Origin of the sequence: Halomonas sp. HNIBRBA4712 (assembly GCF_043558675.1) — a bacterium.
Classification (GTDB): domain Bacteria; phylum Pseudomonadota; class Gammaproteobacteria; order Pseudomonadales; family Halomonadaceae; genus Vreelandella.
This window is the reverse complement of the sequence record NZ_JBIFXR010000001.1, coordinates 412151-437783: the sequence shown is the minus strand read 5'-3', so window position 1 is coordinate 437783 and position 25633 is coordinate 412151. Positions and strand designations below refer to the sequence as shown.

Genomic DNA, 25633 nt, shown 5'->3' with positions numbered 1-25633 from the left:
CAAAATAGCAGCCTAACCAATCGTCACCCTGCGCAAGGATACCGCTCATGAACAAAGCTCCCGTCGCCCTGGCCGTTACCGCCGCCCTGTTCAGCGCCACTGCTCTGGCCGACCAGGTCAACATCTACTCGGCGCGCCACTACGACTCCGACGAGCTGCTCTACAAGGCCTTCACCGATGAAACCGGCATCGAGGTCAACGTGCTGGAGGGTGATTCCGACCAGTTGATCCAACGCATGCAGCGCGAAGGCATCGCCAGCCCCGCCGACGTGATGCTCACCGTGGACGCGGGCCGGCTCTGGCGCGCCGAGGAAGACGGCCTGTTCCAGAGCGTCGACTCCGAGGTATTGAACGAGCGCCTGCCCGAGGCGATGCGCCATCCGGACGGCCTGTGGTTCGGCTTCAGCCAGCGCGCGCGGGTGATCTTCTACAACCCGGAAACCGTCGACCCGAGCGAGATCGCCACCTACGAGGCGCTGGCCGAGCCCGGCCTCGAAGGCCGGGTCTGCATCCGCTCGTCGAACAACATCTACAACCAGTCGCTGCTCGCCTCATTGATCGAGCACGACGGCGCCGAAAACGCCGAAGCCTGGGCCCAGGGCGTGGTGAACAACATGGCCCGCGACCCGGAAGGCGGTGACACCGACCAGATTCTCGGCGTGGCCAGCGGCGAATGCGACGTGGCGGTCGCGAACCACTACTACTACGCGCGCCTTCTGAACTCGGACAACGACGCCGAGCGCGAAGCCGCCGAGCAGGTAGAGATTCTGTTCCCCAATCAGGACGACCGTGGCACCCACGTCAACGTCGGCGGCGCAGGCCTGGTGGCCAACGCCCAGAACCCTGAAAACGGCATCCGTTTCCTGGAGTTCCTCGCATCAAACGAGGCTCAGGAGATTCTGGCCGAGCGCAACTACGAGTTCCCGGTGGTCGACGGCGTGGCCAAGGACCCGCTGCTCGACTCCTGGGGCGACTTCAAGCGCGATGACATCAACATGAGCCTTCTGGGCGAGAACAACCCGGAAGCGGTACGTATTTTCGATCGAGTGGGCTGGCGCTAAGCCCTATAGCCAGAACCCAAACGGCCCGCCATTCGGCGGGCCGTTTCGTTGTGAGCATCACTCGCGTCAGTGCGCCTCGTCCCAGTTGTCGCCGGTTTCCGCCTCGACGATCAGCGGCACTTTCAACTCCGCCGCGCCCTGCATCCGTTCTTGCACTTCCTTGATGAACGTTTCGACCTGAGCTTCCTTCACCTCGAACACCAGTTCGTCGTGGACCTGCATGACCATCAGCGCGTCGAACTCACCCTCGGCGAGCCAGGCATCCACGTCGATCATCGCCTGCTTGATGATGTCGGCGGCGGTGCCCTGCATCGGCGCGTTGATCGCGGTGCGCTCGGCGCCCTGGCGGCGGGCGCGGTTTTGCGAATGGATCTCCGGCAGGTACAGGCGCCGCCCCAACACGGTTTCGACGAACCCGTCCTCGGCGGCCTGGCTGCGAATGCGCTCCATGTAGCGCGCGACCCCGGGGTAGCGGTCGAAGTAGCGGTCGATGTAGGTCTGCGCCTGGCCGCGCTCGATGTGCAGCTGTTTACCCAGCCCCCAGGCGCTCATGCCGTAGATCAGCCCGAAGTTGATCGCCTTGGCGCTGCGGCGCTGATCGCTGCTGACCTTATCGAGCGTGGTGCCAAAGACTTCCGCGGCGGTGGCGGTGTGGATATCGCGGTTTTCGGCGAAGGCCTCCAGCAGCCCCTTGTCCTCGGAAAGGTGCGCCATGATGCGCAGCTCGATCTGCGAGTAGTCGGCGGCGACGATCTTGTAGCCGGGCCGGGCGACGAAGGCCTGGCGGATCTTGCGCCCTTCCTCGGTGCGGATGGGGATGTTCTGCAGGTTCGGATCACTCGATGAGAGCCGCCCGGTGGCGGTGACCGCCTGGTGGTAGCTGGTATGCACCCGCTTGCTCGCCTTGTCGATCAAGCGCGGCAGCTTGTCGGTGTAGGTCGATTTGAGCTTCGAAAGTCCGCGGTGCTGCATGATCACCTTGGGCAGCGGGTAGTCGAGCGCCAGCTCTTCGAGCACCGCCTCGGCGGTGGAAGGCGCGCCCTTGGGCGTCTTCTTGAGCACCGGAATCTTCAGCTCGTTGAAGAGTATTTCGCCGAGCTGCTTGGGCGAGCCGAGGTTGAACTCGCGCCCGGCAAGCTCGAACGCCTCGCTTTCGAGCTCGCGGATACGTTTATCGAGCTGCTGGCTCTGCTGATGCAGGCGCTCGTCGTCGATCGCCACGCCGTTGCGCTCGATGCGCGAGATCACCTTGATCAGCGGCAGCTCCAGGTGATCGAGCACGTCAGCCAGGCGCCCCTCCTTCTCGACCAGCGGGCGCAGGGTGTCGTGCAGGCGCAGGGTGATGTCGACGTCCTCACAGGCGTAGGGCGCGGCTTGTTCCAGCGCGATCTGGTTGAAGGTGAGCTGCTTGGCCCCCTTGCCGGCGATTTCCTCGAACGAGATGGTCTTTTCGCCCAGGTACTTGAGCGCCAGTGAGTCCATGTCGTGGCGGGTGGCGGTGGAGTTGAGCACATAAGATGCCAGCATGGTGTCGGCAAGCTTACCGGCCACCGTGATGTCATAGTTGGCGAGTACCGAGATGTCGTACTTCAAGTTCTGGCCGACCTTGACCGCTTTTTCGCTCTCCAGAATCGGCTTGAGGGCAGCGAGCACCTCGGCTCTATCCAGCTGAGTGGGCGCGTCGAGGTAGTCATGCGCCAGCGGAATGTAGGCCGCCTCCCCCGCTTCCAGACAAAGCCCGACGCCGACGATCTCTGCCTCCATGTAGTTGAGGCTGGTGGTTTCCAGATCGAAACAGAAGCGCTCGGCTTTTTTCAGCCGAGAAAGCCATGCGTCCAACGTTTTCTGGTCGGTGATAACGTGATCTTCCCGCGCGGCACTTGCGGCGGGCCTGGAGGCGTCATCCGCCACCGGCTCGCCGCCTGTCACGTCATCGACGCCTTCGTCCTGGCCTTCGAGCAGCTCGGCAAGCCACTGCTTGAACTCGAGCGCCTGGTAGAGCTCGGTGAGCTTTTCGCGATCCGGGTGGGCGATCTCGAGATCATCGAGGCCCACCGGCAGCTCGCAGTCGGTCTTGATGGTGGCGAGCTTATACGACAGATACGCCTGTTCGCGGTGCTCCTCGAGCTTTTTCGGCAGCGTTTTGGCACCGCGAAAGCTCAGGGTTTTCACCTTCTCCAGATCGCCGTAGATGGTGTCGAGCCCGCCTTCCATGCCCTGCAAAAGGCCGATGGCGGTCTTCTCCCCCACCCCGGGTACGCCGGGGATGTTGTCGACCTTGTCGCCCATCAGCGCCAGGTAGTCGATGATCAGGGACGGCGGCAGGCCGAACTTCGCCTCCACCCCGGCTTCATCGAGGGTTTCGTCCTTCATGGTGTTGACCAGCGTGATGTGAGCATTCACCAGCTGGGCCATGTCCTTATCGCCGGTGGAGATCACCGCGTCGCGCCCGGCGCTTGTGGCGTGAAAGGCGAGCGTGCCGATGACGTCGTCCGCCTCGACCCCTTCGATGCACAGAAGCGGAAGGCCCAGCGCGCGCACACAGTCGTGCAGCGGCTGTACCTGGCTTCTCAAGTCGTCGGGCATCGGCGGGCGGTGGGATTTGTACTCGCTGTACATCTCGTCGCGAAAGGTCTTGCCCGGGGCGTCGAACACCACCGCCATGGGGCTTTTCGGGTAGTCCTTGATCAGGCGCTTCAACATGTTCAGCACCCCTTTCACGGCGCCGGTGGGCTGGCCGTTGGAGGCGTTGAGCGGGGGCAGCGCGTGAAAGGCGCGGTACAGGTACGACGAGCCGTCGACGAGCACGATGGGAGCGCGGGCCATAACCATAGTTCCTGATGTGACTGGGCGCGAAAGCGCGTGAGCGTATCGCCTCATGATACGCGCTCCCGGCCCCGGGTGCCGAATTCGCGGGCGAGGAAATCGCCACAACGCTGCCAAGTGGCGCCATGACTCGCTACAATGGGCGCTCAAAAATCCGGGCGAGCAAACGATGGCTGTATTCACCCCGCTTGGCGACGCGCAGGTCGCCACCTTTCTGGAAAAATTCGATGTGGGCGCCTTCAAGGCGCTCAAGGGCGTGGCCGGCGGCACCGAAAACTCGACGTTTTTCGTCACCACCGATCGCCGCGAGCTGGTGCTGACGCTGTTCGAGCAGGGCGAGCACGAGGAACTGCCGTTTTTCGTCGAGCTGATGGACTACCTGGACGAACACCGCATCCCAGTGCCGGGCCCGGTCCACGACCGGGAAGGCACCGCGCTGCAGAGTCTGGCGGGCAAGCCGGCGCTTTTGTTCCCGCGCATGCCGGGCCGCCATCCGGCACATCCTAATCTTGCCCAGTGCCGGGCGCTGGGCGACGCGCTGGGGCGGCTTCATGTGGTCTCGAAGCATTTTCCCGGTCAACGCCCCAACCCGCGGGATCTTCACTGGCTGAGGGCGGTCCATCACAAGGTGCTGGGGTATTTGAGCCCGGAGGACCAGTCGCTGATGAAAGACCAGGTCGACGAGTTCGAGGCCGCCTTCGCCGAGGTGGAAGAGCTTCCGTCCGGCGCGCTGCACGGCGATCTCTTCCGCGACAACACGCTGTTCGAAGGCGATGAACTCGGCGGTATCATCGATCTTTACAACGGCTGCACCGGCGAGTTTCTGTTCGACGTGGCCATCGTGATCAACGACTGGGCCACGGACAACGATGGCCGGCTCAACGCCGAGCGCTACGACGCCGTGCTCGGCGCGTATCTGGCGCGGCGCCCGTTCAACGCGGACGAGCGCGCGCTGTGGCCGGTGATGCTGCGCATGACGGCCCTGCGCTACTGGCTTTCCCGGCTGCTGGTCGTCTACGTCGACCCGCCGGCCCACGACCTGACGCCCCACGACCCGGCGCGTTTTCGCACCATTTTGCAGGCGCGCATCGACCACGGCGCGCTGCCGCTACCCGAGGTGACTACTCGATGAGTGATTCGCTGACCGCACCGAGCGCCGCCCAGCGCGCCCGCCGCACCTGGAACATCGACCAGTGGGGCAGCGGCTACTTCGATGTCGACGACCAGGGCCAGGCGCTAGTGCGCCCCTTGGGCAGCGACATCGAAGGGCCGGCGCTGTCGCTCAACGCGCTGACCCGCGAGCTCCAAAACGCGGGCCTGCGCTTGCCGGTGCTGGTGCGCTTCAGCGACATTCTTCACGACCGGGTCGAGCAGCTCTGTAGCGCGTTTGACGCCGCCATGCAGGAAGCCGACTACACAGGCGGCTACACCGCGGTCTACCCGATCAAGGTCAACCAGCAGCGCCGCGTGGTCGAGGAGATTCTCGCCACCGCCGAGCGCGGCAGCGGTCGCGTGGGGCTCGAGGCGGGCAGCAAGCCGGAGCTTCTGGCGGTGCTGGCGCTCTCGGATGCCGGCTCGTCACTGATCGTGTGCAACGGCTACAAGGACCGTGAGTACGTGCGCTTGGCGCTGCTCGGCGAGAAGCTCGGCCACAAGGTGTATCTGGTGGTCGAGAAGCTCTCGGAGCTTTCGCTCATTCTGGAAGAAGCCCGCGAGCTCGAGGTCACCCCGCGCATCGGCCTGCGCGCCCGGCTCTCCTCGGTAGGCAAGGGCAAGTGGCAGAACACCGGCGGCGAGAAGTCGAAGTTCGGCCTGACCGCCAGCCAGATCCTGAGCGTCGTCGATACGCTCAAGCGCGAGAACGCGCTGGAGAGCCTGCAGCTGGTGCACTTTCACCTGGGCTCGCAGATCGCCAACATTCGCGACATCCAGCGCGGGCTTCGCGAGTGCGCCCGCTTCTACCAGAACCTGATCGCCCTTGGCGCCCCGGTCGACACCGTCGATGTCGGCGGCGGTTTGGGTATCGACTACGAAGGCACCCGCTCCAGAAGCGACTGTTCAGTCAACTACTCGATGCGCGAGTACGCCCGCAACGTGGTCAACGCCTTCGCCCAGCTCTGCCAGGAGGCGAACCTGCCCGCGCCGCACCTGATCAGCGAGTCAGGCCGGGCGCTGACCGCCCACCACGCGGTGCTGATCACCAACGTGATCGGCGAGGAGCGCATCGACGACACGCCCCCTGCTCGCCACGAGCAGGACGACCCCCAGGTCGAGGCGCTGTGGCGGGTGTTCGACCAGCTCGAAACACCCCAGGAGCCGCGCATGCTGGTCGAGGCATGGCACGACGTGCTGCAGGCGGTATCGGAGCTTCATGAGCGCTTCGTGCTCGGGCTTTCTACCATCGACGCCCGTGCCCAGGGCGAGCGGCTCTACATGGCCGCCTGCGCGCGGTTGAAGGGCCAGCTTGATAGCCGCAACCGCGCCCACCGTGAAATTCTCGACGAGCTGGCCGAAAAGCTCGCCGACAAGCTGTTCGTCAACTTCTCGCTGTTCCAGTCGGTGCCGGACGTATGGGGCATCGAGCAGATCTTTCCCGTGCTGCCGCTGACCGGCCTCGACGCCCCGCCGACCCGCCGCGCGGTGATTCAGGACATCACCTGCGACTCCGACGGGCGTATCGACAGCTACGTCGATGGTCAGGGTGTCGAGAGCACCCTGCCGCTGCCCGAGTGGCAAAGCGAAGACGAGCGCTGGCTGGGCTTTTTCCTCGTCGGCGCCTACCAGGAGATTCTGGGCGATTTGCACAACCTGTTTGGCGACACCGACTCCGTGGATGCGGCGCTCAACGAGCGCGGCGAGTGGGTCTTCTCCAACCCCCAGGCCGGCGACACCGTGGCCAACGTGCTGGGCTACGTGAACTTCGACGCCAGCGTGCTCAAGCGCAAACTGTTCGATCAGCTCACCAGAAGCGATTTTTCCGAGACCGAGCGGGAGCGCTTCGCGGCGAGCCTCAACGAAGGGCTCGAGGGCTACACCTATCTCGAATAGAACCTATCTTGAATAGAACCTGTCTTGAATAGCCCTTGTCTCGAATAGCGTTTACCCAGGCATCTCGAACGAAAGCGTAACGAGATAAAACGCAAAGGCACAAAAAAGCGCCGCCGGCACTCAGCCAGCGGCGCTTTTGCGTTGAAGCGTTACTCGACGACGCTAGTATTCACCTCGAGCCCGCCGGTCAGAGCCAGCTTGAGTGCCGCGCCGCGGGGCAGCTCGCCGACGCCGGCTGGGGTGCCGGTCAGCACTACATCGCCGGGCTCCAGGGTGAAGTGGCGGCTCATTTCCGCGACCAGCGTGGGAATCGCGAACAGCATGTCCGCGCCTTCGCCGTACTGGCGCTGCTCGCCGTTGATCTCGAGGGTAAAGCTCAGCGCGTTCCAGTTGGGCACGCGGGAAAGCGGCAAGAATGCGGAGAGCGGGCAGGCGCCGTCAAAAGCCTTGGCGATCTCCCAGGGGTGGCCGCTTTGTTTGAGCTTGCTCTGCACGTCGCGCAGGGTGAGATCCAGCGCCAGGCCAATGCCGACGATGGCGCGCTCGGCCTGCTCGTGGGTGGCGTGGGTCAGCGTCTCGCCGATCAGAAGCGCCAGCTCGGTTTCGAAGTGTACGTCGCCGCGCGAGAAGGGGGGCTCCAGCGGTTTGGCAAGATCGACCACGCTGGTCGCCGGCTTGATGAACAGAAGCGGCTCGGAGGGAACCGGGTTATCCAACTCCCTGGCGTGATCGGCGTAGTTACGGCCAACGCACACGACCTTGCCCAGCGCGTGGGGAAACTCCTGGCCATCGGTAAATTGGGGAACAAAACGCATGGCGGGTACTCTCCTTCTCATTATACGTGCCGCTAAGTCGTCGACAGGCGCACTAGTCTACCCCACCTGCCCCCCGGCACAACCACCCGCCCGCTTTTCCCCGACCTATTTGCCCTGCCTCCAAACCAGGGTCGTTGAAGCAAGTGGCTATTGGCGCCAGAACAAGTCGGCATCAAATAGTTAGCAAGCGAAAAACTAATAATAACTAATAATAACGTATACTTATCGCTCAAGTAATGGTAACTTTAGTTCGAAATTTTCCGGCTCTAATACCTTACTGCCTGATATTGGGTGCAAACGTGCTTTTTCAGATGAGAAACACGCCGTATAGCCGTAAGTCGAGATAGATCAGTGATACAGCATTATTGGGGGAGAATGGCCCTCCCGATAAACTCCTAATCAAGGCCATTAAATTAATGCAAGGGAAAAAAATGAAGTTTGCCATTCTTTCTGCTGCCACTTTGAGCAGCTGCCTAATGATGGGCATCAGTACCGTAGCCGCAGATGCAAAGCGGGATATCAATCCATGGCAGCATTGTGGTATCGGTGCCGCAATTTTTGACAACAATACTACAGCAGCAGCGCTTTCAAACGTTATCTGGGACTCAGGCTCGACGGCCGTGACCTCTGCGACCATCTCGCCGGATACCTGCAGCAGCAAAGAGATCAAGGTGGCTCAATTCATCGACACCACTTATGACCAGTTGGCCATGGAAACTGCCATGGGCAAAGGCGAGCACTTGACCGCCGCGCTTGACCTGATGAACTGCTCGGCCAGCGCGGAGCAAGCAGTAGTCAGCCAACTGCGAGCCGATCTTCAGAGCAACACCGCTGCCACCGGCTATGCTGACCAAACTCACGCCGATAAATCCTTTCAATTCTACAGCAGCCTGAACCAGGCCGCCGTTAGCTGCGCCTCCAGCTAAAAAACCGGCGGGGCTGATAAGCTTACAGCCCCGCCCCTTTTGCCCATCTCTACCATGCAAGGACAAGTTTTTCATGCGACGCCTTCTGGTAGCGCTTTCAGCTTACCTGTGTTTTTACGTGGGTGTCAGTCAGGCTGAGCAGCCTGCGCTTTTTGATCACCCACAATGGCATTCACTGCTGCACTTTGATCGAGGGGGGGTGTTTAGCCAGCCGCGCAGCGCCGTACTGGATGACGCTTTCTTTCTGGCTGAGAACGGCGCATTCAATCCCGGTGCGGAGCTTGCCGCAACGCTTGCGGCTCTGCGCCGGCCGACTCAAACAGACGAGCCACATGCACGCTGCCGGTTTCCCGCTCGCGCCCGCTGGATAACCCAAATGACCGGCGAACAATGGCCTGAAGCGGACTGCCCAGAATGGGATGACTGGCAAAGACGCTACGGCGACTCGGATGTCGGGCTGATGTTTGCTTCGGGCTATCTGGGTAACCCGGCCTCTTTCTTTGGCCACTTGATGCTGCATTTGGAAAAAAGTGACGAGAACGGTGAAGCGACGATCTCTCGACTTCTCGACATCAGTTTCAATTTCGGCGCCGATGTCCCAGAGGACGACGGGATCATGACTTACATGGCGAAAGGAGTGTTGGGCGGCTACGAAGCCCGCTATTCCCATGCCTCTTTTTATCGCAACAATACAGTCTACAGTGAGCGCGAAATGCGTGATCTTTGGCACTACCGACTAAACCTGGCACCAGATAAACGCGATCTTTTGATCGCTCACTTGTTTGAAATTCACAGCCAGAATTTTGACTATTTGTTTCTTACCCAGAATTGCGCTTCACGCATTGCTCGCACCCTGGAGCTCGTCATCAACCAGGATCTGACACCCGGCCGGGCCGCCTGGGTAGCACCAGAAACGCTGATACGCGCTATTGGTGAAGCTCAAGTAGACAACCAACCGCTACTAAAAGAGACGCGCCACGTGCCCTCCCGGCGCCTGCAAACCGAACGCCGCTACCAACAGCTTACCCGCCAAGAGCAACAGGCTGTCCAGGGCACTTGGCCAGACGTGGAACGGCTTGATATTAACAATGCGACCTTGCAGGTGCTACCCGAGGAAAGTCAGGCCCGGGTGCTGGACACCTTGCTAAGCCACAGCGCCTTTCTCAAACAAACAGGTAATGAGCCAAGTTTGGCCGATATGGAACGTCAACTGCTTCAAGCGCGCTTAGCGCTACCTCAGGCAAGCAGCGCATTAACTCCAGCAACCTTGACGCCGCTACACGAAGCAACGCCTTCATCGCTGGTACGGGTTGAAGGGCTTTATAATGACAAGCTAGGCGAAGCTCTGCGACTAACGATAAGACCGCTGCTGTACGATCTACTGGATAGTAATATCACCCGCATGCCCAGCGCCGCGCTCGAGATTGGTCGCACTGAGTTCTTTCTTACCAACGAAACAGTCCGTCTACGACGACTATCGCTTTTTCATATCACCAACTTGCACGCCCAAAGCGTTCCTCTGCCCGCCTTACCCAGCACCGCTTGGCACGCGTCGGGAGGTATCGAGCGCTCGAACCTTGCCTGTAACGGCTGCCTGGAAGCACATGCAACGCTTTTAGCAGGCAAATCGTATCGCGTGGGCCGATATCTGCCATTCGTTATGATAGGCGGCCAAGCACGCACAGAACGCTACCAAACTGGCCCGTTAGCCCCGACCGCACAGTTTGGTGTATTAACGGACTGGAATACGGAACAGCGTACCTTGTTACAGGCCACTCACACCAATGCGCTAAAAGGCGCTGACGGGCGGCGTACCCACTGGCAACTGCAGCACAGATTAGCGCTTGGAAAATCGCTTGATGGTCGCATTGGTATCGAACATGCCGAACACACGAAAGAGGTTAGCGTAGGTTTATCCTGGTACTTCTAAGCGATGACTATAAAACAGATTCAGCCCAGTTTTTAATAAATCAATCATTCGCAGTGATCAACTGCAGTGGCCCACTATTTCCGGACAGTGATGTAAAGTTTTCCTCTGCAACGATAGGCGAAAAGCCGCCGTCGAACTCACGAGGTCGTTGCCGGTTGTAGTAGCCCATCAGATAGCCACTGACGTCTCTTTTGGCCTCCAATAAGGTTCGATACCCCGTAGCCGGTATCCATTCTGATTTCAGACTGCGAAACAGTCATTCCATTGGCGCGTTGTCCCAACGGTTACCGCGTCGACTCATACTCTGCCTCATTCGATAGCGCCAGAACTTCTGGCGGAACTGACGGCTGGCGTACTGGCTGCCCGAATCCGAATGGAACATGACTTTTTTCAGTCGACCACGCTGTTCAAAGGCGTGATCCAGTGTTTTAACGACCGGATCGGCATCAGGGCGGAAGGGCATCGCCCGCCCCAGGATTCGACGGGCACCCAAGCCCAGCACCACCGCTAGATAACTTCAGCCTTGGCCGCTCCAGGTAGGTGATGCCCGCCCACCAGACCTGATTGAGGCGTTCTACTGAAAACGCCAATGCAGATGATTCGGGATATTCGGTCGTTCGACGGCAGCCTGTTTGTAGGCGTGAGGCCTGGCTGTTTCGTCGTCGCTTTTTGGCGCAGCTTGATGTCCATGAATCTGCTCCCGAAGAAAATACTTTAGAAGCTCTCTCGCTACCAGAAGAGGATAAATTCTGTAGTCCAGTTGATCATCCGAGCCCCTCCATTCAAGGCGAAAACCAATAGCCCTTCAAGCCCAACGCCCCTTTATAGTTTTTTATAAAAAAATAATACAATTATATTTTGCGCCTGAATCTCCTTCCATTGAAAAATTCCTCAAGACATTCGCTTGGAAAAACCATTTCCAAAAACAACCAACAGAATATCCATACAAGATACTGAAAATAATATATAAAAATAAAAACCGTTGCCAACAAATATTATTCTCGGGTCTTTTTCTATCCAACACAGAAATCTGAAAAAACCATGGAAAAACACGACTATTGTATTATTTTAAAAAATAGTCTCATGAGAGATGGTTGCGTAAGCACAGAAAAATCGCTCATTGGATAAAGCATAACGTCTGACGCTGTGAAGCTCCGCAACAGCACACAATAGGTAAAACAATGATTGAAAAAGAAAAAACAACAATAGAGAGCACACATCATGACGCGCTCAACGTACCAGCGGTTGAATCACGCCGGCGCTTTTTGACAGCATCGGGCGTGTTATTGGGTTCGGCCGCTTTCGGAGGTTTGTTTTCCGGCATGATTACCAAAGCCAGCGCTTCGACGACACATTCGGCCTCCGGCGGTCAGCGCTCCCTCTTTGCTTATATTGGTTCGCGCACCACGCTCCAGCGAAAGGCCGAAGGCAAGGGAATTGAAGTGTATCGTTTCGACCCCGAATCAGGCGATTTCCATCATGTACAGCAAGTATCAGGCCTCGATAATCCGTCTTATCTAATAGTGCACCCCAACCAACGTCTCTTGTATACCGTACATGGCGACATCGACCAGGTCAGCGCTTACGCGATCGATCAACAAAGCGGAGAGCTTTCCCTGATTAATAGCGAAAATTGCGGAGGCACCAACCCGGTCTATCTAACGTTAACGCCTGACAATCAGTGTTTGCTGGTGGCCAACTATGCGACGGGGTCCGTGGGCCTTCATTCTATCAATCAGGATGGCAGCATAGGCACCTTGATTGACCTGCTTGAGTTTAGCGGCGAACCTGGCCCTCATCGAACACAACAAAAAGGCTCGCACCCTCATCAAGTGCAGTACGACCCAAGCCATCAATGGGTGATCGTTCCAGACAAGGGGCTGGATAAGATTTTCACTTTACGCCTTGATGTAAAGCACAACCGGCTCTCTATAGCGCAGGAAATCACGACTCGGTCTGGAGCGGGCCCACGACATGCGGCCTTTCATCCGGCCAACGCCTACTGCTATATCATCAACGAACTCGATAGCACCATTGCAGTGTACGACTTTGAGGTCGAAACAGGTCAGCTGACGCCTAAACAGGTGATAACCACCTTGCCTCAAGACTACACAGCCAATAATACGGGATCGGCTATCCTGGTCAGTGGCGATGGCCGCTTTGTGTATTGCTCGAACCGAGGCCATGACAGCATCGCGGTCTTCGAAATAGATCAAACAACCGGGCTGCTCTCCCATTCAAGCTGGCACTCGACCCAAGGCCAGGGCCCCAGGTTTGCGACATTTGACCCTACCGGGAAATGGCTGCTGGCCGCTAATGAACTAACGCACACGCTTCTTTCCTTTGAAGTTTCAACGCAGTCTGGAGGGCTCTTGCCACATGCTCCTCTCATTGAGACCGGAAGCCCTGTAAGCATTGCCTTTGCCGCCCTGTAGACACTGCACAGGGAACGGAAAGCTGTGTTGCCCAGCCTTCGCGAGTATAAAAGCACACTCTTCATGGGAATATTGTTAACGTAACCCCGTATAACGCTTCTGCCGGGTTGGCATTACGGCCGCTCGGCTTGGCTTGTCTGCCAGGAGCCATCCCTCAAACGTTAAAGAGATTTTTGTTCACAGCCGAAAAGAAGCGAGATCAGCTCAGATATACATGCCCATAGATTAAGGCCTCATCGAACCCGGTACGCTCCTTCAAGCGCTCGGGCTCGAGTAGCTTGATGATGGTGCGACTTTTGCGAATCAGCTTTTTCTGCTCCAGTGCCGTCATGCAGCGGCTCACGTGCACGCTGGTAATGCCCAAAAGCTCGCCGATCACCTCCTGGGTGATCGGCAGCGCGAAAAAATCCCCCTCGATCGCCTGTTTGAAGCGGTAGCGGGCGTAGATCTCGAGCAGGTAGTGGGCGACGCGCTCTTCGGCCTTGTGGTGGGTACAGCTTCGAAGCCTTGCAATGGCGATATTGTCATTCACCATGACATAAGAAATGATCGCCTTTCTTATGGCATCGTGGCGCTCGAACAGCGCATGGAGCTCGTCGACCGCAACGCGCTCGAGTTCGCAGTGCTGGAGCGCCACGATGGCAACGTCGCCCGGGTCGAAAAAACTTTCACGCAGACCGACGATATCGCCCGGCATGTAAACATTGCCGATGTCCTGGCCATGATGCTTGACCGAGTGACAGATACTCACCCAGCCCTTTCGCACGATGAACACGCGCGCCCTGCCCTCGTGGAGGAAAAAAAGCTTCTGATGGCGCTTGAGGTCGATGACCCTGGCGTTGATTTCGGAGAGCAGCGCTCGCGACTGATCGTCGATCTCGCCATAAAGCCCCAGAATACTCGGGAGCGTTATCTTCCTGTTTCCTGGTACCCTACCGGGTAACGGCGTATAAACGCTCGTGTCCATCGCGTCCTTTTCCTTGGCGTTATACTCGTTACGCATCGTGGCGCTCCACTGGCGTAATAACATTATGCTCGAAAGTAGATGACTCAATATCCCTGCATAACCCAACGGCCAGACAAGCAAAACGGAGCAATACGCAGCCTTGGCAACGATCACCTCATGCCACTCAGCCTTTTCTTAACAAAGGTTAAAACAGCTTCGTATCGACAACTCTCGCGTGTGAAATGGCGCTCATCACACCCAGGCAGTCGATAATTCAACATAACGCTTTTTTTGTCAAAGAATATAGGCAGTTAAAGTAATAACCTATGTTATTGAAATAAAAGCAGAATGTTCTCAATAACCTACGTTATTCTCTAAAGGGAAATATCCGCTCTCTACAACGCAGTTTAAAGCCAGTTAATGCCGTAACAAGAACACTCACTAATAATAAAAAGTAACTTATAGAGAGGGGTAAACGAAACAGTTAAATCAATGCACAAAACAAATAAAAACGCTCTTGTGAACTTAAAACATACTTCTCAAGCGCCTATACGCTGGCACTTTATAATGCGCCGCGTAATACGTTTAACGTCAAAAAGGGACTGACAAGCTAAACAACCGGCCGGTTTTGAATCAACGCGCCGCCGCGCCGCTGCCTTTTCAAGACAAGCGACGCGACGGGGGTTTCGATTATGCAAGCACCCTTAACGCCCAAAATGATGATTTCAGGCGTTTACTGGCCCGGGGTCCAATGACTGTTCGGGCCGTGGGCCAGAAAGCCCGGGCGCTGTTTCGGCGCGGCGAAGGGCGCCTGGCAGCGGTTATCCAACCGATTGAAAACGAAGAACACGTTGCTGCGCGGGTCTGGCGACAAGTTCGCGTTGGAGGCGTGCAGCGTGTTGCAATCAAAGAGCAGTAAACCACCGGCCTTGCCTTTCGGCGCTTCGATACCGTACTTGGCCACCAGTTCGGTCAGCGCTTCCTGACTTGGCACGCCCACTTCCTGCGCTTTCAGCGAGCTCTTGTGGTTATCCTCCGGCGTTTCGCCCAAACAAGGAACGAACTCCTTGTGCGAGCCGGGAATCAGCATCAGCGGGCCATTGAACTCGTGGTTGTCGGTCAGAATCAGGGAAGCGCTTACTGCGTGCATGCGCGGCATACCGTCTTCCGCGTGCCACGTCTCGAAATCCGAGTGCCAGTTGAAGCCCTTGCCGGCAAAACCGGGCTTGTAGTTGATGCGCGACTGATGAATGTAGGTGTCGTCACCCAGAATCTGACGCGCCGCACCGGCAACGCGCTCGTCCTCGGCCAGCTTGCCCAAACGATCCGATAGTTTGTGCACGGCGAACAGCGAGCGAATCTCGTTACTCTCGGGCTCAGTAATACTGAACTCGCGGTTGCGAAATTCGTCGCGATCCATCAACTCGGTGATGTCGTCGCAAAGCTCGTCGAGCTCGTCACCGCTGATCAGGTTGGGTATGAACAGAAAGCCCTTGCGCTCGAACTCATCTAACTGCGCTCTGGAAAGCGGGCCGCTCAACTCGCCACCCTTTACCACCGCATCCTGGCGGGGCTGGGTTAGCGCGGCCGGCGCTTCGCTCAAACGCGTGGGGTACGCGTCCTGAACTTTAGAACCGGGTGTCGCGGGCATATCGCCAAATTCGCTGTACTGTTTATGTGCGGTCACAACGTTGAGGGGGGTGTTGGTGACTGTCATCTAATCCACTCCTTGTATGATTAAATTTCAGATCGAAGTGAAGCGCCGAATAGCGCTTCGAAAACGTAGTAGTCAAGGTAGCCCATATAAAAGCGCTTGCAACCGTCCACCCCTTGCTCTATATCGCACGTTATGATGACAACGCCAACTTGCTCATTTCGCCCCACTATTAACTTTAATTCGCAAACTTGACCGAGATTAGGCACTTTTTAAGCGATTTTATCGCTATTTACGGCTTTTTGATAAGCAATCTCATGCGATAAAATTAGCCCATGCTTATGCATAGAGCACTAAAATCCCGATATCCGAATACAATATCTTTAACACAAGTCATAAAAATCGACTCGCGCTATGCTTGAAATAAATTCATAGCCTTGGCCGCTCTCACGCATCCGAAAGCGTTTCGATCTCGAAGCCGACGATCTGGCGCTGCTCGCGGGAGAACTCCACGCCGATCAGGTGGATCGGCCAGCCTTCGCCCCTGTACTTGTCGGCGTAGCCGCGCGCCTTGATCTGCTCGAGCGCCCGCCCATCGGGCAGCTGCTCGACCACCTTGAACTCGAACAGGTAGCGATGCCCGAACGCCTCGACGGCCATGTCTACCCGGCCGTGGTGACTGGCGTCTTCGACGATGACGCCCACGCCGAGCGCCGCAAAGTGACTGTAGAAGACGCTGGCGTAGTGGCCCTCGTATTGGGCGATGGGATTGTTGCGGTACCAGTCGTGAGGAAGGCCTGCGTAGAGGGCTTTCAGGTGCGCTTCGAGGCCTTTGAGGTCGTGGGCGCGCAGATGGGTGAACAGACTTTTGCGCTCACGCGGGCTGTGCGCCACACCCAACGCCGGTAGCAGCGCCTGGTTAAGGCTGACTTCGACCTCCTGATTGGGAAAGCCCAGCGTGTAGAGGCGATACCCCAGCAGCGGCTCCTCGACCGCCTTGATGGTCAGATAGCCGGTCTGAAACAGCAGCGCTTCACTGGCGATATCATCGACATCGAAGCGGTTGAGCAGGCTGGCTTCCGTTTCTAGCCGATCCAGCGCGGGGGTGAACACACCCCGCGCTTTGAGAAGATCGACCAGAAACGTCGGCGTCGCGCTCTCGAACCAATAGGGGCCGAACTGGCGTTTCTGAAACAGCAGCAGGACATCGAAGGGGTTATAGACCGCCGTAACGTCTTGCCCACCCCAGCGGTAGCCGTTGTACCAGCGCTGGATATCCTTTCGATCGAGCCCCGGCAATTCGGGCGCAAAAACGCGGTCGATATCGTCGTCGGTATAGCCACAGATCGTCGCGTAAGGCGTATCCAGGGTAATATCGTTGAGGTTGTTGAGCCCCGAAAACAGGCTCACCTTGCTGAATTTGGAAACTCCCGTCAGCAGCACGAAGCGCAAGTGCGGGTCGGCGTCCTTGAGCACGCTGTAAAGGTTCTTGAGCCCTTCGCGTAGCTCGCGAGCGCGCTCGGCATTAAGGATGTTGTCCAGAATCGGCTTGTCGTACTCGTCGATCAGCACCACCACGCGCTCGCCGAAATGCTGGTGTGCCTCGCGAATCAGCGCGGAGAACTCCCCGGCTATGTCCGACGGGTACGGCTCGGCCAGGTCCAGGCGCTCACGCTGAATGCGCAGCTGGTCACGAATGCGCACGTCCAGCGCCTCGCGGCTTTGCATCACCCCATCGGCGAAGCTCAGACGAATCACCGGGTGCGTCGTCTGCCAGCCCCATTTGTCGTGAATATAGAGCCCTTCGAACAACTCCTCGCGCCCCTCGAAGAGGCAGCGCAGGGTATCGAGCAGCAGGCTCTTGCCGAAACGGCGCGGGCGGGAGAGAAAGTAGTATTTGCCCTCGTCGATCAACCGATGCAGCAGCAGCGTCTTGTCGACGTAGTAGTAGTTGCCCTCACGCATGTCGCTGAAGGTCTGCACACCTATGGGCAGTTTTTGACGCTCAAGATGAGTCATGACGGCGCTCGGTGGTTAGGCTATTAGCTGGAGCATAACACGGCCTATCGTGCTGAACCGGAGGCATCTCGAGACTCAATGGCTGAAGACCCGCTTACAAGAAAGGCCCGGAGTGTTCGACGCGCCCTCTTCAACGCTTGCCTATACTCCCCATGTTCAACACAACGACGCCAGGTCATCGAGCGGCGCCATTAGGGCGTTTGACTACATGCGCGCTTCGCCGGCAATCACGGCCTTGAAGCCCGCTTTACTGATTGGATTTTTTTGGGCATCGACGACCGTGCCGCCAACTCGGGTCAGCGCCTTGGCAATTTTGACCAGGTGCGCCAGCTGAAGTTTGCCGGGTTTCATGGCGTTGTTGGCAGCACGGATCTGAACGCTTACCCCCTTCACGTTATAGGAGGTTTCAGCGTCATCGGGAGCCGGTAGCGGCGCGAAGGACACCGCGTTTTCCACCACCACCGGCGTGCGAGACGACTCGCCGGAGAGCGCGTAGGCTTTGGCACTACTGTCATACTCGCCGCCCAGGGCGCCAAGCACGCTGATCAAGCGCTGATCCGTTTCGGCGGAAGGGTCGTTAAACAGCACCTGCACACCCCAGGCGGCGCCACTATCATCCACCAGCACTGGCGCATTTTTAGCCGGCTTGCTCGGTTCATCGTCCTGGTTTTTTCGGCCCTTTTGACCCAGCGAGATCGCCTCCTGGCCCGTGAGCAACAGATACACCACGACCAGCCCGCAGCTAAAGCTGAGCCAGGCCGCCATGATGGCGAAAACGAGGGCCAGGGTGAGGGTATCCATTGAGCGCGGTCTCGGCTTATTGATAGCGTTAGCCATGTAGTACCACAGGTGGCGCCGCCTGGCCACTGTGGCGCTTGCGCATTCCCGCTAGTAATCCCGTCAAGCTGTGACGAGGCGCCGTTCAAATCATTACCCTACCGTGGGCCGCAGTTTCGACTACGTTTGCTACTACTTCAACAGAGTAATAATGTTCTGAGGCGTTTGATTGGCTTGAGCCAAAATAGAGGTTCCTGCCTGTTGAAGAATCTGATTCTTGACCATATTGGACGCTTCTAACGCATAGTCCGTATCTTCGATACGAGAGCGTGCCGCGGCCAGGTTAATATTGGCATTCAGGTTGTTCTCTATAGCGGCTCCCAGCCGGTTCTCTAATGCGCCCAAATAGCTACGTTTACTGTCCACCATGGAGATAGCCTGGTCCAGCGCTGCCAAAGGGTTGGGCGGAGTGCGTAGCCGAATGTCCCGGTCAACTTCGGTCAGGTTCACGATACTATGGGGGATGCCATCGTCATTAGGCCCATTGGCATCCGTCGTTACATTAATCGATAACGGCGCAACGCTTAAAGGATGATAAATGATGACCTCGCCCGTGCCATTCACCGTTTTAATGAGCGTGTTATTACCATCGACATCAACCAGACTGGCGACTTTAGAGTTACCATAACTCGAATGGCTATCGGGCAAATCAAAGTAGTAATTTCCATCCTCACGCTGGCGCAGCACATCACTAAAGCTGTCGCCATTGGAGTCTGTATAGTTGACCGTTACGTTACGCGGGTCGAGCGTGATTGTTGAGCTGCCGCTTACCTTTTCTACTCGCTCGTTGAGGTCGAACGTATTCACCGCTGCGGCCTGCGCTTGGGCATTGACCTGTACCTCTCCGTTTGGCTCGATCGAAAAAGCGACGCTCGCCTGGTGATAGCTATAACGCCCCGCGCCATCGCTTATTTCAACCATATACTGGCCGGTGGACACCTCCCGAGTAAGCCGAGGATTCCCGCTTATAGCGCTGCCTTCATTGTCAGTAATGTCGATGGCAGGCGACGTGGAAAAATCAATGGGAGGAAGAACGGTTACTTCATCACGGTCCGCCAAATCAGCGCCTACGAAAGCCCGCGTTGTATCCGCTTGAAAAACAAGTGTAGGCTCTTCACCTTCAACTGCCGGTGTCGCGCTCATATTCGCCATACGGTAGTAAACGTTGTCGCCATCAAGCTGGCTTTGGATGTAGTAGCTGCCTTCTTTTTCAACGACATTCGCGCTGGTTAGCGCCTCCATCGAGCTTCCCTGGAAAACGAGAGTGGCGCCACCAAGCACGTAACTCTCACCGTCGATCTCAATCTCCGACACCAGCTCATACGCTTGTTTCGTGGCCAAAGCGCTACCAATGGCACTGGCCGTTGCTACTTGCTGCCCGGGCAAAAAATCGAGCATGGAGTCATAGTAACGCACGCTGCCGTTCTGAGCCGTTTGCTCTATTAAATAGCCTGACTGAGATGAAAGTAGACGAGTTGAGCCCTCCAAAGTATTACCGCTTGCATCATTGAAGGCAAGGCTGGTGATTTCTTGTTCCGGCTCACTGGCTAGCGAGTCGGTATAAAGCAGCCCGGCACTCGCAACGCTGACCGTGCTACGGTCAGTGGCCGTCGTATGATTGGCCACTGGCGTTCGGGTATCGTAAAAGCGCGGATTGCCATTACCATCCAGCGTACTAATATAGTAATTTAGACCACCGCCCGCCGCGCTTTGCTGGCGAAGGGTCGGCTCGCTGCCTGCCACGCCGCTATAAGTAACTCGAGTTTGATTTGGATTCTGCGGGTAAAGTTCGATATCAAAGGCGCGGCCGCTTAGTGTGTTTCTCGGTGTCACTTCTCCATCGATTCCTCTTACCGTAAAATCCTCAAGTCCTAGCGCCTCAACACTAAACCCTGGGGGCAGAAGATCCACTCCCAAGGTATCGCTGGTGTTCGCGCCTACTTGTAAATTGACCAGCCCTCCTTGGCCATCTAGTAGAGGTATGCCGTTATAGTCCGAGGAGGTCGCAAGTCGATCGATCTCCTTCAGGTTCATATTGATTTCATTTTGAATGGAATCGCTATCGCTCCAGGTAAGTGTGCCATTCAACCCCTGAACTGTCAGTTCACGGATACGCTGAAGCTTATCATTTATTTGATCCAACGCCCCTTGAGCCGTTTGCGACATAGACACACCGTCATTCGTATTACGAATGGCCATAGCCTGCCCGTTAATCTGGCTGGTCATACGGTTGCCAATAGCTTGACCGGCTGCATCATCCTTTGCGCTATTGATACGTATACCAGACGACAAACGCTCCATGCTCGTTGCAAGAGACGATTGCGATTTCTGTAACGTCCCGTGGGCGCTGAGCGCTGTAATATTGGTGTTTATGACAGGCATAAGGGGCTCTAAAAAATTATATTTTCAATTTTACTAATTATCGACTGATACAATAAGATCTTTAATAGAAAAGGCTTTTCGACGTTGAATGTGGAATGTGCTCCCTCAGCCGGGTCAGAGCAGGGGCTATACAAAGGTAGTCGGTGCGGCCACAGAACAGATTGTCGCTTATGAAATCCATGGATCCGCATCGTTTAACGGGGGCGGATACGCTCAATGGTTCCGGGTTGCGTGTCGTGAGCCGTTTCTTGCCCCGTCGCTGTTTATTCAGATTGAGTGTATAATGCGGCCGGTGAACCCGCTTGTGATTCCCCCTGACCCCAGCGTCGCAGCCCTTGAAGGGTTTGTTGAAGCCGTAGCCAGGATAGCGGCCAGTGGCGCTTTGAAGCTCTGAAATCACCGGTTCATCCCGGTAAATGTTGAGCCGATACCGGTACATAGAGTCATGGATGCCAGCGATTCGGCAGGCTTTACGGATACTGACATCATGCGCCTGCTTGAGGTAATCAACCCGCTCTCGTAGAACGGCTGGCTTTACAGCTTTTTTATGATCACATCCTTCAACAATTTGTGCTCCAGACTCAGCTCGGCATACATCTGCTTCAGTCGGCGATTTTCCTCTTCAAGTTCCTCGAGGCGCTTCACATCAGAAGCTTCCATGCCGCCGTATTTAGGTGTTTGGTCCCGGGAAGTAGTGGTTTGGATTCTGATGGAACCTGTTCCGGTCATCCTGCCATCTTTTTAGAATAAATCCGATAGAAGTCTTGCCCTTCAGCGACCGTAGCGGTCGGGCACTGTTATAGGCCCACAGGTAGTCCTTCAGATGAGCGGCCAGTTCATCCAGTGTGGCGTAGTGGAAGCTGCGAATCGTGGCGTCCTTCAGGGTCCGGTTCATCCGTTCGACCTGCCCATTGGTCCACGGGTGGAAGGGGCATGTCAGACGATGCTCTATACCATGCTTGCGACAGACCACGTCGAATCGATGGGGTTTATACGCCTCGGTGCCACGCCTTTTGGCGAACTGTACGCCGTTATCGGTCAGCACCGTATGTATCCGGTAAGGTAACTGCTGCACGACATCTTCCAGAAACGCGGCGGCCTGATCGCGAGTGGCCTTCTGGTATAGCCGGGCATGAACAAATTTCGAGGTGCGATCGACTACCATGAACAGGTAAGCCCGGCCTTCTCCGGTGCGAACTTCGCAGATATCAAGATGCAGATAGCCGATCGGATATGCCCTGAACGTCCTTGCCTTTGCTTTTGACTCAACTTCACGTGGCAAACGACTGACGTCATGACGCTGATAGAGGCGATGCAGACTCGACCGGGTCAGGTGCGGGATAAAGCGCTGCAGCGCAAACAGGCAGTCATCCAGTGGCAGATGCGTGGTTCGCCAGAAGGTGACGGCAGCGGCTTCTTCCGCTTCTGTCAAGGACGATGAGCGAGGTGCCTTTGGCCCCATTCTGTCGTCTTCAACCGATGTCCGCTGACGCCATTTGCGAACGGTTTTAGGGTTGATGTTGTAGCGCCGACTCAGCGCCGCGATCGAAGCTGTCGATCGCTGTATTTCTTCTCGAATAGCGTGCGTGGTCGTGGCGCGTCGGTGAAGTATCTGAGCCATGGATCCTCCTCCGATAGTGGCTCGTAGGGTACGGCGTCACCCCCTGATTGAGTAGCGCTACACTTTAGAGTCTGGTCCTACGAAAGGAGATTGGACATGAAGAAGCGTTTCAACGAAGAGCAGATCATTGGTTTTCTGGGCGAAGCCGAAGCAGAACTGCCCATCCAGGAGCTATGCCGTCGGCATGGTTTCTCGGAAGCCAGTTACTATCCATGGCGCAGCAAGTTTGGTGGCATGAGCGTACCCGATGCCAAACGACTCGAGGAACTCGAAGCCGAAAATGGGCACTTGAAAAAGCTGCTCGCGGAGTCGCTACTGGAAATGAAGGTCACTCGGGAGGTGCTGAGAAAAAGTGGTGATTGCCCCGGCACGCCGAAACGTGGTGCGCTTTATGGTGTCATGTGGTCTGAGTGAACGCCGAGCGCTCCGTGTCATCCATATAAGTGCCAGTGCATTGTGATCTTACCCAGCAATAGTGGACACTGGTTCAAGCAATCATTCGGGCTTCAAAGACCTCTGGGCTGACCATCCCTATGGTACTGTGCCGCCGTTGCTGATTGTAGTCCAGTTCAATGTATTCAAACACCTGGCGTCTCATCGTATCCCGCGTTCTAAGTTGCTCTCCGTGGATCGCTTCAACCTTGAGACTGTGGAAGAAGCTTTCGGCACAAGCATTATCATGGCAGTTACCTTTGGCGCTCATACTGCACTGAAGCTCATGCCGGGTAAGCAGCGATTGGTAAAGCGTGGAACAGTACTGACTGCCCCTATCCGAATGGACTATCACGCCTTTGGGCATTTTGCGTTTCCATAGCGCCATTTGTAGCGCATCACAGACAAGATCGGCTGTCATACGCTCACTTATCGCCCAACCGATCACTTTTCGGGAGTACAGGTCAATGAGCACTGCCAGATAAAGCCAGCCTTCACCCGTCGCCAAATAGGTGATGTCCCCCACCCACTTTTGATTGGGGGCTGTGGCCGTGAAGTTTTGCGCCAGCAGATTCGGCGCTACTGGCAGGGAATGTCGAGAGTTGGTGGTGGCCTTGAACTTGCGGGCTGCTTTCGCGCGCAAGCCCTGACGCTGCATGCTGGCAGACACCGTCTTACGGTTGATCGGTAGCACATCATCTCGAAGGTCTAATGCTAATCTCGGGGCGCCTGAGCGCCCTTTACGTTGGTGATAAGCCTTCGCCACGCGCTGATCGATAATGGCTTGCTGGCTGCGTTTTGGGGACGAAGCTCCTTTGCGCTGCCGCCAAGCGTAGCAGCCACTCCGAGCGACGCCAACAACATGGCACATGTGCTGAACACTGAAAGCCTGGTGATGACGATGTATAAAGGCGTACTTCACTTCAGGCTCTTCGCAAAGTACACCGCGGCCTTTTTTGTGATGGCCAACTCTTCATTTGCTTCGGCTAATTGGCGCTTCAAGCGGGCGCTTTCTTCTGCCAACGACTGCTCTCGTTCAGAGGTATCTTGCTGAAGCTGCGCTTTAGAGCGCCACTGATAAAGCTGGCTCGCATGTATGCCCAGTTCACGAGCCGCTGCTGCTACACCAGTGCGATCAGTCAGCGCTAAGTGCCTAGGCAGATATTTTCAGGCATAATGCTGGTGGAATTCTAGATCAGGACGGCAGCATGGCAAGGCGCTTCATCTCTTCCTTGACAGAAGCCGACCGACAGGCGTTGGTGGATGTGCATCAGTACGGTCAGAAACGTGCCTCGCGCCGTCGCGCTCATGCGATCCTCTTGAGCGGTCAAGGCTATACCATCGCCCAGATCAGCGACATTCTGGAGGTTGGAAGAAACACCCTGACGATCTGGTTCCAGAAGTGGGAAGCCTCCGGCCTTGAAGAGCTCGCCGATAAACCCCGTAGTGGACGCAACCCGATTCTTGATGACAGCGATCGAGAGCGATTACAGGCCCTGGTGGAGGATCAGCCCCATCAGCTACGCAGCCTGCAGGCTCGGCTGCAGAAGGAAACAGGAAAAACCTTCAGTACGGATACCTTGCGCCGGGCATTGAAAAAAAATCAAAATAGCTTCAAACACATTAGGCACTCACTGAAAGGTCGACGTGATTAGACAGATTTCCGCAATACCCAGGGCCTTCTGAAAGTGCTCCAGGAACAGGAAGATCGAGGCGAGCACGAGCTTTACTACTTCGATGAGTCAGGTTTCGCACAGTCTTCATCGATACCCTATGCGTGGAGCGCTATCGGCAAGCCATGGGAGGTGGCGGCGTACTCACATGGCTATCGGCTGAACGTGCTCGGGTTCGTGAGCCGAAAAGGGAAGCTGGTGTACCACACGACCACCGAGTCGGTCACCACGGAGACCGTCATCGAGGCGTTTGATCAGTTTGTGGCTCAGAAAGACCCCGATGTCTTCGCCGTGGTGGTTCTGGACAATGCCAGCATGCATCGCTCCAGGGCGTTCAAGCGCAAGATTCTGGAGTGGATGTCGCATCGCGTGCATCTGGTCTACCTGTCCGCTTACTCGCCAGAGCTGAACTTGATCGAAATCCTGTGGCGACGGATCAAATACGACTGGCTTCCCCTGGGAGCTTATCTATCGTTTGACCGGCTTTGCGATGAGGTCCGCCGACTGCTCAAGGGCTACGGCATGGATCGCACGATTAATTATGCATAACCACTTAACGCTTCTTGACGGTAGGCATCTGAGTAACGGGTATAAGATGTTTTCTTTATTGATGTCGTCGATCTTGCCATGGTTCACCTCATCGTAGCGTATTACATTCTTGAGGTGTCCACTGTTACTGGGCAAGATCAAACCTAGAAAATCTAAATGCCATACATAGGCCTAATCATTACGCCTTTTCTACCATTTGATTCAAACATCTAATGGCAAAATAGCTGGAAATTGTTCTGTTTTTTACCAACACTGACGTGCTAAGCACACAACTATACATGACAACATTATTCATTCAGCATGGATTGATCGGCAGCGCAGTCAGCGCTAGCTTCCAGCGTCTTTCAAGAGGTGGAAGCCGTTTTTATATTAGCTTAAATTATTCCGCACAGCCTGTGCCCGGCGTTTCCACACGAGCATTTATCATCAGAGGCAGGGATAAGCAGGATGAAATCCCAGAGCGTAGCCACAGCCTCAAT

15 protein-coding genes and 3 pseudogenes are annotated in these 25633 nt (G+C 56.5%); 8 read left to right on the top strand and 10 right to left on the bottom strand.

What is annotated here, in order from left to right:
- Positions 1-47 precede the first annotated feature (47 nt).
- Complete coding sequence (locus ACGK9R_RS02045; protein ID WP_394577902.1) at positions 48-1061, top strand: Fe(3+) ABC transporter substrate-binding protein; 1014 nt, start codon at positions 48-50, stop codon at positions 1059-1061.
- Between the two features lie 66 nt (positions 1062-1127).
- Here ACGK9R_RS02045 and polA read toward each other — a convergent pair whose 3' ends face one another.
- Positions 1128-3887, bottom strand: a complete 2760-nt coding sequence (gene polA / locus ACGK9R_RS02040; protein WP_394577901.1) for a DNA polymerase I — start codon at positions 3885-3887, stop codon at positions 1128-1130.
- A 169-nt stretch (positions 3888-4056) separates the two neighbouring features.
- Here polA and ACGK9R_RS02035 point away from each other — a divergent pair, with 169 nt between their 5' ends.
- Both ACGK9R_RS02035 and speA read left to right on the top strand, forming a co-directional pair.
- On the top strand, positions 4057-5019 hold the full coding sequence (locus ACGK9R_RS02035) for a homoserine kinase (RefSeq protein ID WP_394577899.1): 963 nt from the start codon (positions 4057-4059) through the stop codon (positions 5017-5019).
- The gene (speA, locus tag ACGK9R_RS02030) at positions 5016-6935 is read left to right on the top strand and encodes a biosynthetic arginine decarboxylase (protein ID WP_394577898.1); all 1920 of its coding nucleotides are present in this window, start codon (positions 5016-5018) and stop codon (positions 6933-6935) included. The genes ACGK9R_RS02035 and speA overlap by 4 nt, the downstream gene beginning before the upstream one ends.
- 149 nt (positions 6936-7084) lie before the next feature.
- Here speA and ACGK9R_RS02025 read toward each other — a convergent pair whose 3' ends face one another.
- Entirely contained in the window at positions 7085-7750 is a 666-nt protein-coding gene (locus tag ACGK9R_RS02025) for a fumarylacetoacetate hydrolase family protein (RefSeq protein WP_394577896.1), read from the bottom strand.
- Between the two features lie 431 nt (positions 7751-8181).
- On the opposite strand from ACGK9R_RS02025, the gene ACGK9R_RS02020 reads away from it, so the two are divergent.
- Positions 8182-8676: a DUF3015 family protein gene (locus ACGK9R_RS02020; protein ID WP_394577895.1), complete on the top strand. Its 495-nt coding sequence runs from the start codon at positions 8182-8184 to the stop codon at positions 8674-8676.
- Between the two features lie 73 nt (positions 8677-8749).
- On the top strand, positions 8750-10606 hold the full coding sequence (locus tag ACGK9R_RS02015) for a DUF4105 domain-containing protein (protein WP_394577894.1): 1857 nt from the start codon (positions 8750-8752) through the stop codon (positions 10604-10606).
- Between the two features lie 40 nt (positions 10607-10646).
- Here ACGK9R_RS02015 and ACGK9R_RS02010 read toward each other — a convergent pair.
- Positions 10647-11266 (bottom strand): annotated as a pseudogene (locus ACGK9R_RS02010) (IS3 family transposase); the annotation flags it as partial.
- A 521-nt stretch (positions 11267-11787) separates the two neighbouring features.
- On the opposite strand from ACGK9R_RS02010, the gene ACGK9R_RS02005 reads away from it, so the two are divergent.
- Positions 11788-13041, top strand: a complete 1254-nt coding sequence (locus ACGK9R_RS02005) for a lactonase family protein (protein ID WP_394577893.1) — start codon at positions 11788-11790, stop codon at positions 13039-13041.
- Positions 13042-13240: 199 nt separating this feature from the next.
- On the opposite strand, the gene ACGK9R_RS02000 is transcribed toward ACGK9R_RS02005, so the two are convergent.
- The 6 genes from ACGK9R_RS02000 to ACGK9R_RS01975 all read right to left on the bottom strand — a co-directional run bounded on the left by ACGK9R_RS02000 (position 13241) and on the right by ACGK9R_RS01975 (position 22500).
- Complete coding sequence (locus ACGK9R_RS02000; RefSeq protein ID WP_394577892.1) at positions 13241-14044, bottom strand: Crp/Fnr family transcriptional regulator; 804 nt, start codon at positions 14042-14044, stop codon at positions 13241-13243.
- Positions 14045-14720: 676 nt separating this feature from the next.
- The gene (thpD, locus tag ACGK9R_RS01995; RefSeq protein WP_394577891.1) at positions 14721-15704 is read right to left on the bottom strand and encodes an ectoine hydroxylase; all 984 of its coding nucleotides are present in this window, start codon (positions 15702-15704) and stop codon (positions 14721-14723) included.
- A gap of 384 nt (positions 15705-16088) precedes the next feature.
- Positions 16089-17660: an ATP-binding protein gene (locus ACGK9R_RS01990; protein WP_394577890.1), complete on the bottom strand. Its 1572-nt coding sequence runs from the start codon at positions 17658-17660 to the stop codon at positions 16089-16091.
- A 204-nt stretch (positions 17661-17864) separates the two neighbouring features.
- Entirely contained in the window at positions 17865-18461 is a 597-nt protein-coding gene (locus ACGK9R_RS01985; RefSeq protein WP_394577889.1) for a hypothetical protein, read from the bottom strand.
- Between the two features lie 168 nt (positions 18462-18629).
- A complete protein-coding gene (locus ACGK9R_RS01980) occupies positions 18630-20879 on the bottom strand; it encodes a flagellin (RefSeq protein WP_394577888.1) in 2250 nt (749 codons plus the stop codon).
- A 670-nt stretch (positions 20880-21549) separates the two neighbouring features.
- A complete protein-coding gene (locus ACGK9R_RS01975) occupies positions 21550-22500 on the bottom strand; it encodes an IS481 family transposase (protein WP_394577887.1) in 951 nt (316 codons plus the stop codon).
- Positions 22501-22596: 96 nt separating this feature from the next.
- Between ACGK9R_RS01975 and ACGK9R_RS01970 the strand changes: the two are divergent.
- Positions 22597-22957, top strand: a pseudogene (locus ACGK9R_RS01970) (transposase); the annotation flags it as partial.
- 30 nt (positions 22958-22987) lie between these two features.
- On the opposite strand, the gene ACGK9R_RS01965 reads toward ACGK9R_RS01970, so the two are convergent.
- A protein-coding gene (locus tag ACGK9R_RS01965; protein ID WP_394578567.1) for an IS3 family transposase occupies positions 22988-24093 on the bottom strand; the annotation gives its coding sequence in 2 pieces (ribosomal slippage) (positions 22988-23892 and positions 23892-24093; 1107 coding nt in all).
- A 47-nt stretch (positions 24094-24140) separates the two neighbouring features.
- Here ACGK9R_RS01965 and ACGK9R_RS01960 point away from each other — a divergent pair.
- A pseudogene (locus ACGK9R_RS01960) lies at positions 24141-25154 on the top strand (IS630 family transposase).
- Positions 25155-25633: the final 479 nt, after the last annotated feature.

Bases quoted from the DNA above. Each gene is read 5' to 3' on its own strand.
- ACGK9R_RS01980 (WP_394577888.1), bottom strand. From the start codon at position 20,879: ATGCCTGTCATAAACACCAATATTACAGCGCTCAGCGCCCACGGGACG.
- ACGK9R_RS02005 (WP_394577893.1), top strand. From the start codon at position 11,788: ATGATTGAAAAAGAAAAAACAACAATAGAGAGCACACATCATGACGCG.
- ACGK9R_RS01990 (WP_394577890.1), bottom strand. From the start codon at position 17,660: ATGACTCATCTTGAGCGTCAAAAACTGCCCATAGGTGTGCAGACCTTC.
- polA (WP_394577901.1), bottom strand. From the start codon at position 3,887: ATGGCCCGCGCTCCCATCGTGCTCGTCGACGGCTCGTCGTACCTGTAC.
- ACGK9R_RS01985 (WP_394577889.1), bottom strand. From the start codon at position 18,461: ATGGATACCCTCACCCTGGCCCTCGTTTTCGCCATCATGGCGGCCTGG.
- ACGK9R_RS02020 (WP_394577895.1), top strand. From the start codon at position 8,182: ATGAAGTTTGCCATTCTTTCTGCTGCCACTTTGAGCAGCTGCCTAATG.
- ACGK9R_RS02035 (WP_394577899.1), top strand. From the start codon at position 4,057: ATGGCTGTATTCACCCCGCTTGGCGACGCGCAGGTCGCCACCTTTCTG.
- ACGK9R_RS02045 (WP_394577902.1), top strand. From the start codon at position 48: ATGAACAAAGCTCCCGTCGCCCTGGCCGTTACCGCCGCCCTGTTCAGC.
- ACGK9R_RS02000 (WP_394577892.1), bottom strand. From the start codon at position 14,044: ATGCGTAACGAGTATAACGCCAAGGAAAAGGACGCGATGGACACGAGC.
- speA (WP_394577898.1), top strand. From the start codon at position 5,016: ATGAGTGATTCGCTGACCGCACCGAGCGCCGCCCAGCGCGCCCGCCGC.
- ACGK9R_RS02025 (WP_394577896.1), bottom strand. From the start codon at position 7,750: ATGCGTTTTGTTCCCCAATTTACCGATGGCCAGGAGTTTCCCCACGCG.
- ACGK9R_RS01975 (WP_394577887.1), bottom strand. From the start codon at position 22,500: ATGGCTCAGATACTTCACCGACGCGCCACGACCACGCACGCTATTCGA.
- ACGK9R_RS02015 (WP_394577894.1), top strand. From the start codon at position 8,750: ATGCGACGCCTTCTGGTAGCGCTTTCAGCTTACCTGTGTTTTTACGTG.
- thpD (WP_394577891.1), bottom strand. From the start codon at position 15,704: ATGACAGTCACCAACACCCCCCTCAACGTTGTGACCGCACATAAACAG.